Origin of the sequence: Streptomyces sp. CA-135486 (assembly GCF_050936555.1) — a bacterium.
GTDB lineage: Bacteria > Actinomycetota > Actinomycetes > Streptomycetales > Streptomycetaceae > Streptomyces.
Genome location: NZ_JBNJMM010000001.1, coordinates 2,710,722 through 2,727,808 on the forward strand (window position 1 = coordinate 2,710,722; position 17,087 = coordinate 2,727,808).

Here is a 17,087-nt window from a genome sequence, read left to right on the forward strand (position 1 = left end):
GACGCTTTTCGGGCGCCGGTGTTGGTGGTGTTACTGCAGCCCGCTGTGCAGGGCACTGAGCAGGGTTCCGCCCGGGGTGTCGCCGGACATCTCCCAGATCATCCCGCCCAGCAGCCCCTTCGACTTGATGTACGCCGCCTTCTGGCCGATCGACCAGGTGTCGTCGAAGGACCACCACTGGCCTCCCGCGCCCTGGTAGCCGTAGGTGGCCACCGACTGGGTGTCGTGGACGACCGTGAGATTCGGGACGCTGGTGACGAGGTTCTGGTACCCGCGCGTACCGGCCTCCTCCGCGAACTGGCCGGGGGCCGCGCCATTGGCGCTCTGCCATTCGCCGTTGACGCCGCCGGCGGCGACCTCCTTCCAGCCGCGGCCGTAGAAGGGGAAGCCGATGGTCAGCTTCCGCGGACTCACTCCGGCGGTGGCGTACGCCTTCACCGCGCCGTCGATGCTGAAGTCGTTGGCGTACGGAGACTGGGCGTCGGGGTAGAGGTTGGCCTGGTGGCCGGTGCGGTTCGGCTCCCAGGAGTTGTCGCTGCCCGCGCCGTGGAAGTCATAGCCCTGGACATTGGCGATGTCCAGATCGCCGAAGATCTTCGACAGGTCCCAGCCCGCGTCGATCTTCTTCGGGTCGGCCGGGGTGAAGGCGGTCAGCAGCTTGTGCTCGCCGCCCAGGGCGTCGAGCTGCTTGCGGAACTCCGCGATCAGGGCGGTGTTGTTGGCCTTGTCCGCGGTGCTCCAGTGGTTGCCGGGGTGGCCGTCGGGCGAGCCGGGCCACTCCCAGTCCAGGTCGATGCCGTCGAAGATCCCCGCGGCGACGCCCGCTCCGCCGGCGCCGTTGTACGCGGGCAGGTCTCCCTTGATGTACAGGTCGATGCAGGACTTCACGAACTTCTTCCGAGAAGCGTCGGTGGCGGCGACGTCGGAGAAGTACTTCGAGTAGGTCCAGCCGCCCAGTGAGATGACGACCTTGAGGTGCGGGTGTTTGGCCTTGAGCTTCTTCAGCTGGTTGAAGTTGCCGCGCAGCTTGCCCCAGCCGTCGTCGGCCACCCCGTCCACCGACTGCGACGCGGCGAAGGCACGGCCGTAGTCCGCCTCGGCGTCACCGGCCCCGTCGCCCTCATTGGGGTCCTGCGGATTGCCCGAGACGCCCTTGGTGACACCGCTCAGGCAGGTGAGGTTGACCGGATCGATGTTGCCGAAGGCGTAGTTGACGACATCGAGGTTGGCCGCGGCTCCGGAGGTGTCGAGGTTCCTGACGAAGTACTGGCGGCCGTAGATGCCCCACTGGACGAAGTATCCGACGGTCGCGTGTCCGCCGTCGCCGACCGGGTCGGCGGTGGTGACGGTCAGGGTGTTGCTCGCAGGGGACGCGTTGTCGGCCGCGTCCCGGGCCCTGACGGTGAAGTCGTACCGGGTGGCCGGGGCCAGTCCGGTGATCGTCGTGCTGAGGGAGGTCGCCGGGACGCCCGCGACCAGGGTCGTGCCCCGGTAGACGTCGTACGCGGCGACCCGGCTGTTGTCGGTGGCGGCGTTCCACGCCAGGGCGACGGTGCTGGAAGTCACCGCGGTGCTGCGCAGATTGCCGGGGGCGGTGGGCGGGACGGTGTCGCTCGCCGGGTCGACGGTGGTCGCGGTGACCGCGGCGCCGACCGGTCCGAGGTTGCCTCGGGTGTCCTTGGCGCGGACGGTGAAGCTGTAGGCCGTGGCCGGGGCCAGTTCACGGACGGTGGCCGAGGTGGTTGCGGTGGCGGCGACCACGGTGGTGCCGCGCAGCACCTCGTAAGAGGCGACGGGGAAGTCGCCGGGAGCCGCGGCGTTCCACTGCAGGCTCACCGTGCGGGCCGTGGTGTCGGTGACGGCCAGGCCGCCGGGTGCGGACGGCGGTCTGGCGGGGCTTCCGTCGCACTTGTCGCCGTTGACCAGGCAGCCGGTCGGGGCGGTGATCGGTCCGGAGGCGACGAACCAGTAGCTGTACGGCTCGGTGGTGCCGTTCGCCGGGACGGTGGTGTTGTAGTGGGCGGGCGTCACGGTCACGTGCGAGCCGCTGACCGTCGCTGTCCCGTTGTAGTGCTGGCTGATCGTCACTCCGGGCGGCAGATCGAATTCGAGGGTCCAGCCGGTGACCGGGGTCCCGGTGCCGTTCTTGACGATGTAGGTGCCCTTCCACCAGGAGCCGCTGTCGGCACTGGTGAACGAGGCGGTGAGCGGGCCCGCGGCCTGTGCGGGGGTGCCTGCCAGCCCGGTGAGCCCGGCAAGTGCGAGCACGAGTGCGGTGAGTACGGCGAGGAGCCGGCGGCGGGGCGGCGGCAGGGATCTTGATCCGATTGCAGTGGACACGGCTCTCCTAGGTGTGGGGTGGGGAGGGACGTCCCGTGTCTCTGCCTCTCAAGAAACTTAAGTGTCACGACCGCGTCAACGCCCCCGCGGGCGGGAGCGCTGTACCAATGACCTGCCGGGAAGAGATTCGCCGCGTTCCGGCCCCCGGAAAGGCCTAGACCAATCCCCGGTGATTTTGCCTTCTCTTGACCTGGTGGCGCCAACTTCCCGGCGGGCGGTGGCGGTTGTCCCGTCACTTCTCTTGACGGGGGTGCGGCGCTCCGCTCTAATCCGCCTCGCAGGTCCAGACCAATCGTGGCGCCGCGTCAGGTCCGTCGACCCGCACCCGCCCCTCACTGGGAGGTCACGTGCGTATACGAAATCGACTACTGGCCGGCCTCGGTGCGGCACTGCTCGCCGCAGCCGCCTCTCTCGCCGTGCCCGGCACGGCCCAGGCCGCCAACCTGCTCGGCAATCCAGGCTTCGAGACAGGCTCCCTGTCCGGCTGGTCCTGCACCGGCGGACTCGGCTCGGTGGTGAGCAGCCCCGTACACAGCGGTACGAAGGCACTGGCCGGCGCCGCGAGCGCGAGCGACAACGCCAAGTGCACCCAGAGCGTCGCCGTGCAGCCCAACACCGCCTACACGCTGTCCGGTTGGGTGCGCGGCAACTATGTGTACCTCGGCGTGACCGGCGGGCCGTCGACCTGGACGCCGTCCGCCACCGCCTACACCCAGCTGTCGGTCTCCTTCACCACCGGCGCGGCCCAGACCACCGCCGAGATCTACCTCAACGGCTGGTACGCGCAAGGTACGTACTACGCCGACGACATCAGCCTCGACGGTCCCGGCGGCGGAGGCGGCGGCGACACCCAGGCACCCACGACACCGACGAATCTGCGCTCCACCGGCAAGACGTCCTCCAGTGTCTCGCTGGCCTGGAACGCGTCGTCCGACAATGTCGGCGTCACCGGCTACGACGTGTACCGCGGATCCACCCATGTGACCACGGTGACCGGCACCAGCGCCACCGTCAGCGGCCTTGCGGCCGACACCTCGTACAGCTTCACCGTCCGCGCCCGTGACGCGGCCGGAAATCTCTCCCCGGCCTCGTCCGCCGTCAGTGTGACGACCGACGCGGGCGGTGGCGGCGGCACCGGCTTCAAGCAGGCGGCCCCGTACCTCTATCTGGGCTGGGGCGACCCGCCCAGTGCCACCTCGGTGATGAGCGCCACCGGCATCAAGTGGTTCACCATGGCCTTCATCCTCTCCTCCGGTGGCTGCAACCCCGCCTGGGACGGCACGCGTCCGCTCGCCGGCGGTACCGATCAGTCCACCATCAACGCGATCCGCGGCGCGGGCGGTGACATCGTCCCGTCCATCGGCGGCTGGAGCGGCAACAAGCTCGGCCCGAACTGCTCCACACCCGAGGCCCTGGCCGGCGCCTATCAAAAGGTGATCAACGCCTATGGGCTGAAGGCGATCGACGTCGACATCGAGAACAGCGACGAGTTCGAGAACGAGGTCGTCCAGGACCGGATTCTCGGCGCACTGAAGATCGTCAAGCAGAACAACCCGGGCCTGAGGACGATCCTCACCTTCGGCACGAGCACCACCGGGCCGACCTGGTGGGGCAACCGGCTCATCGAGCGGGCAGGCGCGCTCCAGGCGGACATCGACGTCTTCACCATCATGCCCTTCGACTTCGGCGGCGGCGCCGACATGTACGGCAACACCGTGAACGCCACCGAAGGGCTGAAGACCAAGCTGAAGAGCACCTTCGGCTGGTCGGACGCCACCGCCTACGCCCATATCGGCATCTCGGGCATGAACGGCCTCAGCGACCAGCAGGAACTCACCAGCCCGGCGACCTGGACCCAGATCAAGGACTGGGCCAACTCCCACCACATCGCCCGCCTCGCCTACTGGTCGGTCAACCGTGACCGGCCCTGCCCCGGCGGCGGAGTGGTGAGCAACTGCTCCGGCATCAGCCAGAGCAACTGGCAGTTCACCTCCATCACCGCGGGATTCACCGGCTGACGCCCACCGGACCGGCGGCCGTCCGACGGTCCGTCCGGGTGGCGCCCCGCAGCGGGGCGCCACCCGGAGTCAGGCCGCGGCGGGCAGTTCGGGCCGCAGCGGCCAGGCCGGGTCCACCGTCTCGGGAGTGCCGCTGCGGGCGAACCACGCCTGCAGGCCACGTGCCTGCGCCGCATGCCAGACCGCCTGCAGCGTGTGCAGCTCCGCGGGCGACAGCCGCTCCATCCGCGAGGCGAAACGGCGCCCCACCGCCCGGGTCACCTCCAGCGCGGCCACCGCGTCCGCGGCCGCGTCATGCGCTTCGTCCAGCTCCACCGCGTACTGCGCGCACAGATCGGTGAGCGTGCGGCGGCCCTTCCGGTAGCGATCCAGGTGCTTGTCCAGGACCCTCGGATCCAGCACGCACAGCGGCGCGTTCGCCAGATAGCGCCCGAGCGACGCGGCGCGGTGCCGGCGCAGTTCGCGGTCGAGGATGGTCAGATCGAAGGGCGCGTTCATCACGACGAGCGGACGGGCGGCCGCGCACTGCTCGGCCAGCGCCCTGGCTATCTCCTCCATCACCGGCGCGGGCCAGCGGCCGTTGCGCTGCAGATGGTCGTCGGTGAGCCCGTGCACCTCGATGGCCCCCGGCGGCACGGGCACCCCCGGATTGATCAGCCAGCGTGTGACGCGCGGGCGGCCGCCCGCCGTGTCCTGGACGACGACGGCGGCCGAAACGATGCGGTCCTCCTCGACGTCGACTCCGGTGGTCTCCGTGTCAAATGCGGCCAGCGGGCCGTCATACCAGAGCGTCATCCCCGAACTCCTCGCATGAGCCTGGCAGATGGCGTTGTCCCCCTGCCCGAAACGGTGATACCCGGGCCGTTTGCGCTGTACGCAGGGCGGTGACAACACAGATGACGGGTATGACAGTTGACGGCCCGTCGAGGGGACATCGATCGGCACAGCCCGGAAGGCACGAGGAGCCATGGCGCTCGCGCAGCCCGAATCTGGGGGGCTGCTGCCCCAGCGGACAGCACCGCTGCGAGGCGCACTCGCCACCACCGCCTGCATGGAGACACTCCAGGTGGGCTATCTGCACGCGGTCGCAGCCGCGGCGGGCTGCTCGCTGTCACAGCCGTTTCCGGACAACGGAATCGACTGGCATGTCAGCCACAGCTCGGCCGGTCACACCGTCGACGACGAGGTGACCATCAAGGTGCAGCTCAAGTGCACGTACCAGCTCCCCCCGCACCCGCCGGGTCCGGCCTTCTCCTTCACCCTCGACAACGAGCACCTGGTGAAGCTGGCCCGCACCCCGGTGTCCGTACACAAGATCCTGGTCGTGATGCTCGTCCCCCGGACCCAGGACGGGTGGCTGCGTGCCAGCCACGACCGGCTCGATCTTCGGCACTGCTGCTACTGGACCAACCTGGCAGGCCACCCGGTGACGGGCAGGCGCAGGACCACTGTGCGGATCCCGACCTCACGGATCTTCGACGACCGGGCGCTCTGCGAGATCATGACCCGGGTCGGGGTGGGAGGCAGACCTTGATGCACCGTCCTTTCGACGAGTCAGTACGGCCCCATCCGACGGGCGATCTGCCGGGACCCTGGTACGAGGGCGGCGAACCGGATCCGGCGACGGTGGACCCTCTCGTGCTCGGCGCGCTGCTCGACCGGCACGGCTGGCGGCGGCGCGGGGGAGCGCCGGGGCGCTATACGCGGTGGACGCCGCCGGGGCATGCGGCAGGGGGTACGAGTCTGCTGGTGCCGGAGAGCCGGTCGTTTCCCGACTGCGAGGACCTGCTTGGCGAGGCGCTCACCGCGCTGGCGCGCAGTGCCGTGCCGTCGGCCCGTGAGGTGCTGGTCGGACTGACCGTCCCGAGTGACGAGATCCGGTGGTGGCGGGATGTGCCGCAAGGACCATCGGGGGCGGCGGCCTGGACCGTCCAGGAGCAACTGCGCGCGGCAGCGCGGCAGATGCTGATGGCGGCGGCGCTGGCGACGCGGGCGCGCGCGGGGTATTACGGCGCGCGGCACCGGCGGCAGGCGCAGGCTTCGCTGGAAGGAGTCCTGGTGGGGCCTGCCCCGGGCGGACGCAGCCTGACCGCGTTCGTGCCGGTGCAAAGTGGCCGGGCGGTTGTGGTCCGGCTCTACCACGCCTTGCAGGCGGCGCGCGAGGCCGCCGACTACCAGCGGGCGACGGGCGGAATGGAGGCGTTCGACGCGGCGGTCGAGGCGGGGGTGAGCCGCGAGCTGACGGAGGCGATCATCGCGCTGGTGCGCGGCGCCGAGGGGGCGCGGATCGCGCTGGAATGGTCGCCGGCGGAGGGGGTGCCGCAGGGGTGCGCGCCGCGGAACGAACCCGTGGAGTTCTCGCCCGGTGACCTGCCGGCGCTGCGCGAGGCGGGCGCGCGCTATCTGCAGGACGAGCCGTCCGTACCGGTACGGATCACGGGCACGGTGGTCCGCCTGCGCCGCTCGGGACCGCGCGGCGAGGGGTCGGTGCGACTGCGGGTACTGGCGGGCGCCGAGGTGCCCCACGTCCGGGTGGCCCTGGACGAGGACTCCTACCGCACGGCGGGCCACGCCCACCTGGTCGGCCTGCCGATCCGGGTGGTGGGCCGCCTGGAGAGCCGCGGGGGCTTCCGGCGGCTGACGGACGCGTCGAATGTGGTGCCGGTGCAGGTGGACGAGTCCGAGCGGGACCGGTTGATGAAGTCGCTCCAGGAGAACCTGGACTTCTTCGAGGAGGCGTGCCAGGGGGAGTGAACCGGGGCTCCGCCCCGAACCCCCGAGTCCGCGCGGTAGCGGGTCCGAGGGTCCGGGGCGGAGCCCCGGTCAAGGGAAGGGACGGGGAGGGGCAACAACCGTTTCGCAACGCACCCCGCCGGATCGGTACGATTCCTATCGCGCGCGCAATACGACCGCGCCGCCCCCTTCAGTCAGGAGAGACCGGTGTCAGACGTCCGTGTGATCATCCAACGCGATTCCGAGCGGGAAGAGCGCGTGGTGACGACGGGCACTACGGCGGCCGAGCTCTTCGCCGGTGAGCGCACCATCGTCGCCGCCCGCGTCGCCGGAGAGCTGAAGGATCTCGCGTACGAGGTCAAGGACGGCCAGGAGGTCGAGCCCGTCGAGATCGCCTCCGAGGACGGGCTCAACATTCTCCGGCACTCCACCGCGCATGTGATGGCGCAGGCCGTTCAGGAGCTGTTCCCGGAGGCCAAGCTCGGCATCGGCCCGCCCGTCCGGGACGGCTTCTATTACGACTTCGAGGTCGAGAAGCCCTTCACCCCGGAGGATCTCAAGGCCATCGAGAAGAAGATGCAGGAGATCCAGAAGCGCGGCCAGCGCTTCTCGCGTCGCGTGGTCACCGACGAGGCCGCCCGCGAGGAGCTCGCGAACGAGCCGTACAAGCTGGAGCTCATCGGCATCAAGGGCTCGGCCTCCAGCGACGACGGCGCGGACGTCGAGGTGGGCGGCGGTGAGCTGACCATCTACGACAACCTCGACCCCAAGACCGGCGAGCTGTCCTGGAAGGACCTCTGCCGCGGTCCGCACCTGCCCACCACCCGCAACATCCCGGCGTTCAAGCTGATGCGCAACGCCGCCGCGTACTGGCGCGGCAGCGAGAAGAACCCCATGCTGCAGCGCATCTACGGCACCGCCTGGCCCTCGAAGGACGAGCTCAAGGCCCATCTCGACTTCCTCGCCGAGGCCGAGAAGCGCGACCACCGCAAGCTCGGCAATGAGCTGGACCTCTTCTCCATTCCGGACCAGATCGGGTCCGGACTCGCCGTCTTCCACCCCAAGGGTGGTGTGGTGCGCCGGGTCATGGAGGACTACTCCCGCAAGCGGCACGAGGAAGAGGGGTACGAGTTCGTCTACACCCCGCACGCCACCAAGGGGAAGCTCTTCGAGACCTCGGGCCACCTCGACTGGTACGCCGAGGGCATGTACCCGCCCATGCAGCTCGACGAGGGCACGGACTACTACCTCAAGCCCATGAACTGCCCAATGCACAACCTGATCTTCGACGCGCGCGGGCGTTCGTACCGTGAACTGCCGCTGCGGCTGTTCGAGTTCGGGACCGTGTACCGGTACGAGAAGTCGGGCGTCGTGCACGGCCTGACCCGGGCCCGCGGCTTCACCCAGGACGACGCGCACATCTACTGCACGAAGGAGCAGATGGCGGACGAGCTCGACTCGACGCTCACCTTTGTGCTGAATCTGCTGCGCGACTACGGTCTGACCGACTTCTACCTGGAGCTCTCCACCAAGGACCCGGAGAAGTTCGTCGGCGCCGACGAGGTCTGGGAGGAGGCGACCGAGACGCTGCGCAAGGTCGCCGAGAAGCAGGGCCTCCCGCTGGTCCCGGACCCGGGCGGCGCGGCCTTCTACGGCCCGAAGATCTCGGTTCAGGCGAAGGATGCCATCGGCCGCACCTGGCAGATGTCGACCGTCCAGCTGGACTTCAACCTGCCGGAGCGGTTCGACCTGGAGTACACCGGGCCCGACGGCTCCAAGCAGCGGCCGGTCATGATCCACCGCGCGTTGTTCGGCTCCATCGAGCGCTTCTTCGCGGTGCTGCTGGAGCACTACGCGGGGGCGTTCCCGGCGTGGCTCGCGCCGGTGCAGGCGGTCGGTATCCCGGTCGGCGACGCGCATGTTCCGTATCTGCAGGAGTTCGCCGCCGAGGCGAAGAAGAAGGGCCTGCGGATCGAGGTGGACGCCTCCTCGGACCGGATGCAGAAGAAGATCAGGACCCAGCAGAAGCTGAAGGTCCCGTTCATGATCATCGTCGGCGACGACGACATGAACGCGGGCACGGTCTCGTTCCGCTACCGCGACGGTTCGCAGGAGAACGGCATTCCGCGTGACGAAGCGTTGGCCAAGCTCGTCGACGTGGTGGAGCGCCGCGTTCAGGTGTGACGCAGGCCCCGCGAACGCGGGGATCGGCCCCCGGCGGCATCAGCCCGCCGGGGGCAACCCCGACGACACGCCGCGTACGGGCGAAGTCATATGCTGCACAACATGACGCTTGAGCCGGAGCAGCAGATCGGAGTCGGGACGCAGGACGCGTTCCAGCGCCTGTGGACGCCCCACCGCATGGCGTACATCCAGGGCGAGAACAAGCCGACCGGGCCGGGGGCCGAAGACGGCTGTCCCTTCTGCTCCATCCCCACCAAGTCGGACGAGGACGGCCTGGTCATCGCACGCGGCTCACGCGTCTACGCGGTGCTCAACCTCTATCCGTACAACGGCGGGCATCTGATGGTGGTGCCCTACCGTCATGTCGCCGACTTCACCGAGCTGGACGACGCGGAGACGGCCGAGCTCGCGGCCTTCACCAAGCAGGCCATGACCGCGCTGCGCAAGGCGGCAGGTGCGCACGGTTTCAACATCGGCATGAACCAGGGCTCGGTCGCCGGAGCGGGCATCGCGGCGCATCTGCACCAGCACGTCGTGCCGAGGTGGGGCGGAGACACCAACTTCATGCCGGTCATCGGGCACACAAAGGTGCTTCCGCAGCTTCTCGCCGACACGCGCAAAATGCTGGCGGATGCCTGGCCCGCATAGGCGGCGGAGGCCTGGCCCGCACGGCATACGGGCCAGGCGTCACGGCTATGCGTCGTAGAGGTCGGCCTGGCGCGGCGTCGGGTCCTGGACGAAGCTGCTGACCACCATGGAGCGGTTCCCGAAGCGCTCGGTGTCCACGCCGTTCTCCTCGAGCACCTTCATGGCCGCCGCGTGCGTCACGCGCAGCACCGGCGTGGCCGCGCGCATCGCGTCGTCCGCCATGAACCGGTGCCGCCACGGCTTGTCCGCCCAGGCGTGGCGCAGCCCGAAGGGCTCGGGGAGCACCAGCTTGCCGCCCAGGTAGTCCAGGAGCGGCGGGTACCAGGTGAAGGGCGCGCGCACCGCGAGCCGGACCACCTCGGGGGTCTCCACCAGCGGCAGCTGCCGGTCGACGGTCTCCCAGAACCTCACCGTCTTGTTCACCGTGACGGTCTTGGGCGCGGGCTTGGTGGTGAACAGCGAGTGCACCGGGCCGAGCGCATGCCCGGTCACCTCGACGCGGAGCGTCTCGTGGAGCACGGTGACGGTGATCATCATGGTGATCACCAACTGGCCGTCCCAGAGGGTGAACTGGACGCCCAGATAGTGGCGGTTGCCGCCGCCGAACTGCTGGTGATTGCAGATCCGCTGTATCTCGTGGCCCTTGACCTGGAAGGTCTCCACGTCCTGGCCCTCGGGACGGGTCACCTCCTTGGCGTTCTCACCGACCGGTGCCACGATCCAGTGCTTGACGGACGGGGTGGGGAAGCCGCCGGAGTTCAGCGGGCCGCGCTCCAGCATCTTCAGCTTGTCGTGGACCGCCCGTATCACGTCCCAGCTGCGGAACTGATTGATCTCCTTGCCCGGCTCCTTGGAGGTCAGCTCCTCGGCCATCTGCCAGCTTCCCCAGCGGGTGCCCATGCCGAGTATCCCCTTGGGGCCCGCGTAGAAGACGGCGTTGGACTGCTGCTCGGCGGTGAGCTTCTGAAGTCCCTGCCGCAGCTGCTCGCGCGCGGTCTCGTTGGGGTGGCCGGGCACCGCCTCGGGGACCTTCGCGCCGATGCCGCCGCCTGCGAGCAGGCTGTCCCAGCGGGCGCGCATGTCCTTGGCCGTGTTCTCGCAGATCCGCTTGGCCAGCAGCCAGCCGACGACCGGGGCGATGATCATGCCCCGTACGTAGTACGCCCACAAACCACCGAAGGGCAGCCGGACCAGGAAGATCACGGCAAGTACGCCGATGGCGATCAGCAGCAGAGTGCCGAGGGCTCCGGCGCGCTTGTTCTGTGCGCCCGCTATCGTCCGGCGGAGCTGGAAGACACCCATCCACAGCAGCAGCCCGGGCAGGAAGAGCAGCCCGAATATCGCCATCACGGCCGTGAGCCGGCTGTCGCGTTCCTTGCGGATCCGGGTCGCGGCAAGGCAGTGCTCGACCACCGCCTGCGGCTCGGTGCCGAAGGACTGGATCAGCGCGTTACGGGCGCCGCCGAGCATCCGCACCTGGACGGCCCGTGAGAAGGCCTCGCCCAGATTCGGCTCGAACAGCGAGAACTTGCCCCGTTTCACCTCGGACGTGTGCCACTCGCTGTTGGCCTTGAGCAGTTCGCTGACCGGGCTGTCGCGGTACGCGGCGGAGGCGAGCGCATGCGTCGCCGCCGTCTGTCCGGCCGAGCCCTGGAGCGGGACCTGTGCCCCGGGAGTGAAATCGAAACCGTCGTTCGCCACTACCGCCCCCATCGCCGCAAGCTTCCGCACTGCGGCCTGTTCCCAACTACCGCGCCCCGCACACCTTCTGAGCTGGGCACCACAGCGTATCGGGGGTGCACCGCCCACGTCAGACGAGAAAGCAATGCCACCCGCCGCCCCCGTCGGACGAGCACGCAATGCCGCCCGCCGCACGGCGATCGGGCGGGCGGCATCGTCAACGTACCGTCAACTACGAGCCGTTCTCCGCCCGTTCGCGGACCTTGTCGGCCACCTGCGGAGGCATCGCCTCATGCCGGGCGTACGACCGGCTGAACTGCCCCGTGCCGTGTGAGATCGACCGCAGATCGACGGCATAGCGCCCGATCTCGATCTCCGGCACCTCGGCCCGTACGAGCGTGCGGGACCCGCCTGCCTGCTCGGTGCCGACCACGCGGCCCCGCCGTCCGGACAGATCGCTCATCACCGGCCCCACATAATCGTCCGAAACCAGCACCTGAATCTCGGCCACCGGCTCCAGCAGATGGATGCGCGCATCGGCCGCCGCCTCGCGCAGCGCCAGTGCGCCCGCGGTCTGGAAGGCCGCGTCGGAGGAGTCCACCGAGTGCGCCTTGCCGTCCAGCAGCGTGACGCGTACGTCGACGAGCGGGTACCCGGCCGCCACGCCGCGCGCCGCCTGGGCGCGCACACCCTTCTCCACGGAGGGGATGAACTGCCGTGGCACCGCGCCGCCCACCACCTTGTCGACGAACTCGAGCCCGGACCCCGGCGGCAGCGGCTCGACCTCGATCTCGCAGATCGCGTACTGTCCGTGTCCGCCGGACTGCTTCACGTGCCGTCCGCGCCCGGCCGACTTCTCGCCGAAGGTCTCCCGCAGCGACACCTTGTGCGGTACGACGTCGACCTGGACGCCGTACCGGCTGCGCAGCCGCTCCAGCGCGACGTCGGCATGTGCCTCGCCCAGGCACCAGAGCACCACCTGGTGTGTTGCCTGGTTCTGTTCGAGACGCATCGTCGGATCCTCGGCGACCAGCCGCGAAAGCCCCTGGGAGAGCTTGTCCTCGTCCGCCTTGCTGTGCGCCTGGATGGCCAGCGGCAGCAGCGGATCGGGCATCGTCCACGGCTCCATCAGCAGCGGGTTGTCCTTCGCCGAGAGCGTGTCCCCGGTCTCGGCGCGGGCCAGCTTGGCGACACAGGCGAGATCTCCCGCGATGACCTGGCCCAGTGGCCGCTGCTGCTTGCCGAAGGGCGCGGAGAGCGCGCCGATCCGCTCGTCGACGTCATGGTCCTCGTGCCCGCGGTCGGCCAGTCCGTGTCCCGAGACATGCACCGTCTCGTCGGGGCGCAGGGTGCCGGAGAAGACACGTACGAGCGAGATCCGGCCCACGTAGGGGTCGGAGGCGGTCTTGACCACCTCGGCCACCAGCGGACCGTCGGGGTCGCAGCTGATCTGCGGGCGCGCTGCGCCCTGCGGTGTGGTGACGGCCGGGGCGGCCGGTTCCAGTGGGGTCGGGAAGCCGCCGGTGATCAGCTCGAGCAGTTCGACCGTGCCGAGGCCCTGCTTGCCGCCCTCGGCCGCGGGGGCGGCAGCCAGCACCGGATGGAAGATGCCGCGCGCGACGGCCTTCTCCAGATCCCCGATCAGTGTCTTGAGATCGATCTCCGCACCGCTGAGATAGCGGTCCATGAGGGTCTCGTCCTCGCTCTCGGCGATGATCCCCTCGATCAGCCGGTTGCGGGCCTCCTCGATCAGCGACGCCTGGGCCGGGTCTGGCGGGGTCTCCTTGCGCTCGCCCGACGAGTAGTCGAAGATCTTCTGGCTGAGCAGCCCCACCAGGCCGGTGACCGGCGCGTGGCCGTCGGGATGCTGCGCACCGTACTGCGGCAGATACAGCGGCAGTACGGCGTCGGGGTCGTCGCCGCCGAAGATGTTCCCGCAGACCCGGGTCAGCTCCTCGAAGTCGGTGCGCGCGGTCTCCAGATGGGTGACCACGATGGCGCGCGGCATGCCGACCGCCGCGCACTCCTCCCACACCGTGCGGGTCGCGCCCGCCACGGCGTCGGCCTCCTGCGCCGCCGAGACAACGAAAAGGGCCGCGTCCGCGGCTCGCAGACCGGCCCTGAGCTCCCCGACGAAGTCGGCGTATCCGGGGGTGTCCAACAGGTTGATCTTGTACCCGCCCCATTCGACGGGGACCAGGGACAGCTGGACGGAACGTTGCTGACGGTGCTCGATCTCGTCGTAGTCGGAGACTGTCGCGCCGTCCTCGACGCGGCCGGCCCGGTTGACCGCTCCCGCAGTGAGCGCGAGCGCCTCGATCAATGTCGTCTTTCCCGAACCGCTGTGGCCGACCAGCACCACGTTCCGTACGGATGAGGGCTGGTCGGCCGTAGTAGCCCTGCCGGCGGCTCCGGGGTGTGCATTCGCCTTGTCGCCCATGATTCATGCCTCCCGATCGATTGCCCGGTGAGGAGAGGGAGCCGCGGGCGCGGGGAGCCGTGAGGGAGTCCCGGAGACATCCGGGGGCAGCTCCGGCGATGCCCGCGGTGGTCTTTCGAGCTTTCCACTCCCGTCACGGTGCGTCCATACGTCGTACGCGACCACGGGAGGCGGGTACCCGTCGGTAGAGAGCTTCGGGCCTGGCTACGATGGGCCAGCCGGTGGCCATGGGGCCATGCGGCCCACCGACCCTCGGGAAGGCCATGCTGAACAAGTACGCGCGTGCATTCTTTACGCGTGTCCTCACACCGTTCGCCGCATTTCTGCTCCGCCGTGGGGTGAGCCCCGACGCGGTCACCCTCATCGGTACGGCCGGAGTGATGGCGGGTGCGCTGGTCTTCTTCCCCCGAGGAGAGTTCTTCTGGGGGACGATCGTCATCACGCTGTTCGTCTTCTCCGACCTCGTCGACGGAAATATGGCGCGGCAGGCGGGGATTTCGAGCCGCTGGGGGGCATTTCTCGACTCCACGCTCGACCGGGTCGCCGACGGCGCGATTTTCGGCGGCTTCGCGCTCTGGTACGCGGGCCAGGGGGACGACAATGTGTTGTGTGCCGTCACCATCTTCTGTCTGGCCAGCGGCCAGGTCGTCTCGTACACCAAGGCACGTGGCGAGGCGATCGGCCTGCCGGTAGCGGTCAACGGACTGGTCGAGCGGGCGGAGCGACTGGTGATCTCGCTGGTCGCCGCCGGGCTCGCCGGACTGCACGCGTTCGGGGTGCCGGGAATCGACATCCTGCTCCCGATCGCACTGTGGATCGTCGCCGTCGGCAGCGCGGTGACACTGGGGCAGCGGGTCGTGACGGTACGGCGGGAGTCCGCCGAGGCGGATGCCGCCGCGGGGCAGGGGAACGAGGCTGAGGCGACGTGATGCGGGACCGGCTGACCGACACGCTGTACGGGCTGGGCTGGAGCACGGTCAAGAAGCTGCCCGAGCCGGCGGCCGCGGCCCTCGGCCGGACCATCGCGGACATCGCGTGGAAGCGGCGGGGCAAGAGCGTGCTGCGGCTTGAGTCCAACCTCGCCAGGGTGGTGCCGGATGCCGGCCCCGAGCGCCTCGCCGAGTTGTCCAAGGCCGGCATGCGCTCGTACATGCGGTACTGGATGGAGTCGTTCCGGCTGCCCACGTGGAGCGCCGAGCGCGTCGGGAACAGTGTGGAGATCAAGGACGCGCACCTTCTGAAGGACGGACTGGCTTCGGGGCGCGGTGTGATTCTCGCGCTGCCGCACCTGGCGAACTGGGACCTTGCGGGCGTGTGGGCCACCCGGACCCTGGGCATTCCCTTCACCACGGTCGCCGAGCGGCTCAAGCCCGAGACGCTCTACGACCGCTTCGTGGCCTACCGCGAGAGCCTGGGCATGGAGGTGCTGCCGCACTCGGGCGGCGAGGCCTTCGGCACGCTGGCCCGGCGGCTGCGCTCCGGCGGTCTGGTCTGTCTGGTCGCCGACCGTGATCTGTCGGCCTCCGGCGTGGAGGTGAAGTACTTCGGGGAGACGGCGCGGATGCCGGCCGGTCCCGCGCTGCTGGCTCAGCAGACTGGCGCGCTGCTGCTGCCGGTGACGCTCTGGTACGGCGCGGAACCGCTCATGCAGGGGCAGATCCACCCGCCCGTAGAGGTGCCCGAGACAGGTACCCGGGCCGACAAGACGTCCTCCATGACACAGGCGCTGGCCGATGCCTACGCCACGGGAATCGCCGAACACCCGGAGGACTGGCACATGTTGCAGCGACTGTGGCTCGCGGATCTTGAACCGCGGGAGGAGCAGGGGGAGCGGGCGTGAGAATCGGCATCGTCTGCCCGTACTCGTGGGACGTGCCCGGCGGCGTCCAATTCCATATCAGGGACCTGGCAGAGCATCTGATCCGGCTCGGGCACGAGGTCTCGGTGCTGGCGCCGGCGGACGACGAGACGCCGCTGCCGCCGTACGTCGTCTCGGCGGGGCGGGCTGTTCCCGTCCCGTACAACGGCTCGGTCGCCCGGCTGAACTTCGGTTTCCTGTCGGCCGCGCGGGTGCGGCGCTGGCTGCACGACGGCACCTTCGACGTGATCCACATCCATGAGCCGACCTCGCCGTCGCTGGGGCTGCTGAGCTGCTGGGCCGCGCAGGGCCCGATCGTCGCGACGTTCCACACCTCCAACCCGCGCTCGCGCGCCATGATCGCCGCGTACCCGATCCTGCAGCCGGCGCTGGAGAAGATCAACGCGCGGATCGCGGTCAGCGAGTACGCCCGCCGCACGCTCGTCGAGCATCTCGGCGGTGACGCCGTCGTCATCCCGAACGGCGTCGATGTCGGCTTCTTCGACAAGGCCGAGCCGAAGGCGGAGTGGCAGGGCAACACGATCGGCTTCATAGGGCGCATCGACGAGCCCCGCAAGGGCCTGCCGGTGCTGATGGCGGCGTTCCCGAAGATCGTCGCCGCCTGCCCGGAGGTACGGCTGCTGGTGGCGGGGCGAGGCGACGAGGAGGAGGCGGTCGCTACCCTGCCCGCCGACATGCGCGAGCGGGTCGAATTCCTCGGGATGATCAGCGACGAGGACAAGGCGCGGCTGCTGCGCAGCGTGGATGTGTACGTCGCGCCCAACACCGGGGGCGAGAGCTTCGGCATCATCCTCGTCGAGGCGATGTCGGCGGGCGCGCCGGTGCTCGCTTCGGACCTGGACGCGTTCGCGCAGGTACTGGACCAGGGCGCGGCGGGCGAGCTGTTCGCGAACGAGGACGCGGACGCGCTGGCGTCGGCGGCGGTACGGCTGCTGGGCGACCCGGAGCGGCGGGCGGAGCTGCGGGAGCGGGGCAGCGCGCATGTGAGGCGCTTCGACTGGGCGACGGTGGGGGCGGACATTCTGTCGGTGTACGAGACGGTGACGGACGGCGCGGCGTCGGTGGCGGCGGACGAGAGGCCGGGCTTCCGCTCCAGGTTCGGCCTGGCGCGGGACTGACTTTCCTCACCCCGCCCCTTCCCGTACCCGGGGGCGCTGGCCCGGAC

At 69.5% G+C, this 17,087-nt stretch carries 12 protein-coding genes; 8 read left to right on the forward strand and 4 right to left on the reverse strand.

Annotation, left to right across the window (positions count from 1 at the left end; genetic code table 11):
- Positions 1 to 30: 30 nt before the first annotated feature.
- Positions 31 to 2,340, reverse strand: coding sequence for a glycosyl hydrolase family 18 protein (locus ACQEVG_RS12355; RefSeq protein WP_432981356.1), 2,310 nt, complete (start codon positions 2,338 to 2,340; stop codon positions 31 to 33).
- A 347-nt stretch (positions 2,341 to 2,687) separates the two neighbouring features.
- On the opposite strand from ACQEVG_RS12355, the gene ACQEVG_RS12360 reads away from it, so the two are divergent.
- The gene (locus ACQEVG_RS12360) at positions 2,688 to 4,358 is read left to right on the forward strand and encodes a fibronectin type III domain-containing protein (RefSeq protein WP_432981359.1); all 1,671 of its coding nucleotides are present in this window, start codon (positions 2,688 to 2,690) and stop codon (positions 4,356 to 4,358) included.
- 69 nt (positions 4,359 to 4,427) lie between these two features.
- On the opposite strand, the gene ACQEVG_RS12365 is transcribed toward ACQEVG_RS12360, so the two are convergent.
- Positions 4,428 to 5,153, reverse strand: coding sequence for an exonuclease domain-containing protein (locus ACQEVG_RS12365; protein ID WP_432981362.1), 726 nt, complete (start codon positions 5,151 to 5,153; stop codon positions 4,428 to 4,430).
- Positions 5,154 to 5,325: 172 nt separating this feature from the next.
- Between ACQEVG_RS12365 and ACQEVG_RS12370 the strand changes: the two genes are divergently transcribed.
- The 4 genes from ACQEVG_RS12370 to ACQEVG_RS12385 all read left to right on the forward strand — a co-directional run bounded on the left by ACQEVG_RS12370 (position 5,326) and on the right by ACQEVG_RS12385 (position 9,923).
- Positions 5,326 to 5,892 (forward strand): DUF4365 domain-containing protein, encoded by a 567-nt coding sequence (locus tag ACQEVG_RS12370; RefSeq protein WP_432981365.1) that lies wholly within the window; start codon positions 5,326 to 5,328, stop codon positions 5,890 to 5,892.
- On the forward strand, positions 5,892 to 7,112 hold the full coding sequence (locus ACQEVG_RS12375) for a hypothetical protein (RefSeq protein WP_432981368.1): 1,221 nt from the start codon (positions 5,892 to 5,894) through the stop codon (positions 7,110 to 7,112). The genes ACQEVG_RS12370 and ACQEVG_RS12375 overlap by 1 nt, the downstream gene beginning before the upstream one ends.
- Positions 7,113 to 7,298: 186 nt before the next feature.
- Positions 7,299 to 9,275 carry a threonine--tRNA ligase gene (gene thrS / locus ACQEVG_RS12380; protein WP_432981371.1) on the forward strand — a complete coding sequence of 659 codons (1,977 nt, stop codon included), beginning with the start codon at positions 7,299 to 7,301 and terminating at the stop codon, positions 9,273 to 9,275.
- 90 nt (positions 9,276 to 9,365) lie between these two features.
- Complete coding sequence (locus ACQEVG_RS12385) at positions 9,366 to 9,923, forward strand: HIT family protein (protein ID WP_432981374.1); 558 nt, start codon at positions 9,366 to 9,368, stop codon at positions 9,921 to 9,923.
- Between the two features lie 45 nt (positions 9,924 to 9,968).
- On the opposite strand, the gene ACQEVG_RS12390 is transcribed toward ACQEVG_RS12385, so the two are convergent.
- Together ACQEVG_RS12390 and ACQEVG_RS12395 are read right to left on the reverse strand one after the other, a co-directional pair.
- Positions 9,969 to 11,624 (reverse strand): hypothetical protein, encoded by a 1,656-nt coding sequence (locus ACQEVG_RS12390; protein WP_432985306.1) that lies wholly within the window; start codon positions 11,622 to 11,624, stop codon positions 9,969 to 9,971.
- 211 nt (positions 11,625 to 11,835) lie between these two features.
- Entirely contained in the window at positions 11,836 to 14,043 is a 2,208-nt protein-coding gene (locus tag ACQEVG_RS12395; protein ID WP_432981377.1) for an elongation factor G-like protein EF-G2, read from the reverse strand.
- A gap of 209 nt (positions 14,044 to 14,252) precedes the next feature.
- Here ACQEVG_RS12395 and pgsA point away from each other — a divergent pair, with 209 nt between their 5' ends.
- From pgsA to ACQEVG_RS12410, 3 genes are read left to right on the forward strand one after another with little or no spacing between them, the layout of a single operon-like run.
- Complete coding sequence (gene pgsA, locus ACQEVG_RS12400; RefSeq protein WP_432981380.1) at positions 14,253 to 14,972, forward strand: phosphatidylinositol phosphate synthase; 720 nt, start codon at positions 14,253 to 14,255, stop codon at positions 14,970 to 14,972.
- A complete protein-coding gene (locus tag ACQEVG_RS12405) occupies positions 14,972 to 15,883 on the forward strand; it encodes a phosphatidylinositol mannoside acyltransferase (RefSeq protein WP_432981383.1) in 912 nt (303 codons plus the stop codon). Before pgsA ends, ACQEVG_RS12405 begins: the two co-directional genes overlap by 1 nt.
- Positions 15,880 to 17,040: a glycosyltransferase family 4 protein gene (locus ACQEVG_RS12410; protein WP_432981386.1), complete on the forward strand. Its 1,161-nt coding sequence runs from the start codon at positions 15,880 to 15,882 to the stop codon at positions 17,038 to 17,040. The genes ACQEVG_RS12405 and ACQEVG_RS12410 overlap by 4 nt, the downstream gene beginning before the upstream one ends.
- Positions 17,041 to 17,087 lie beyond the last annotated feature (47 nt).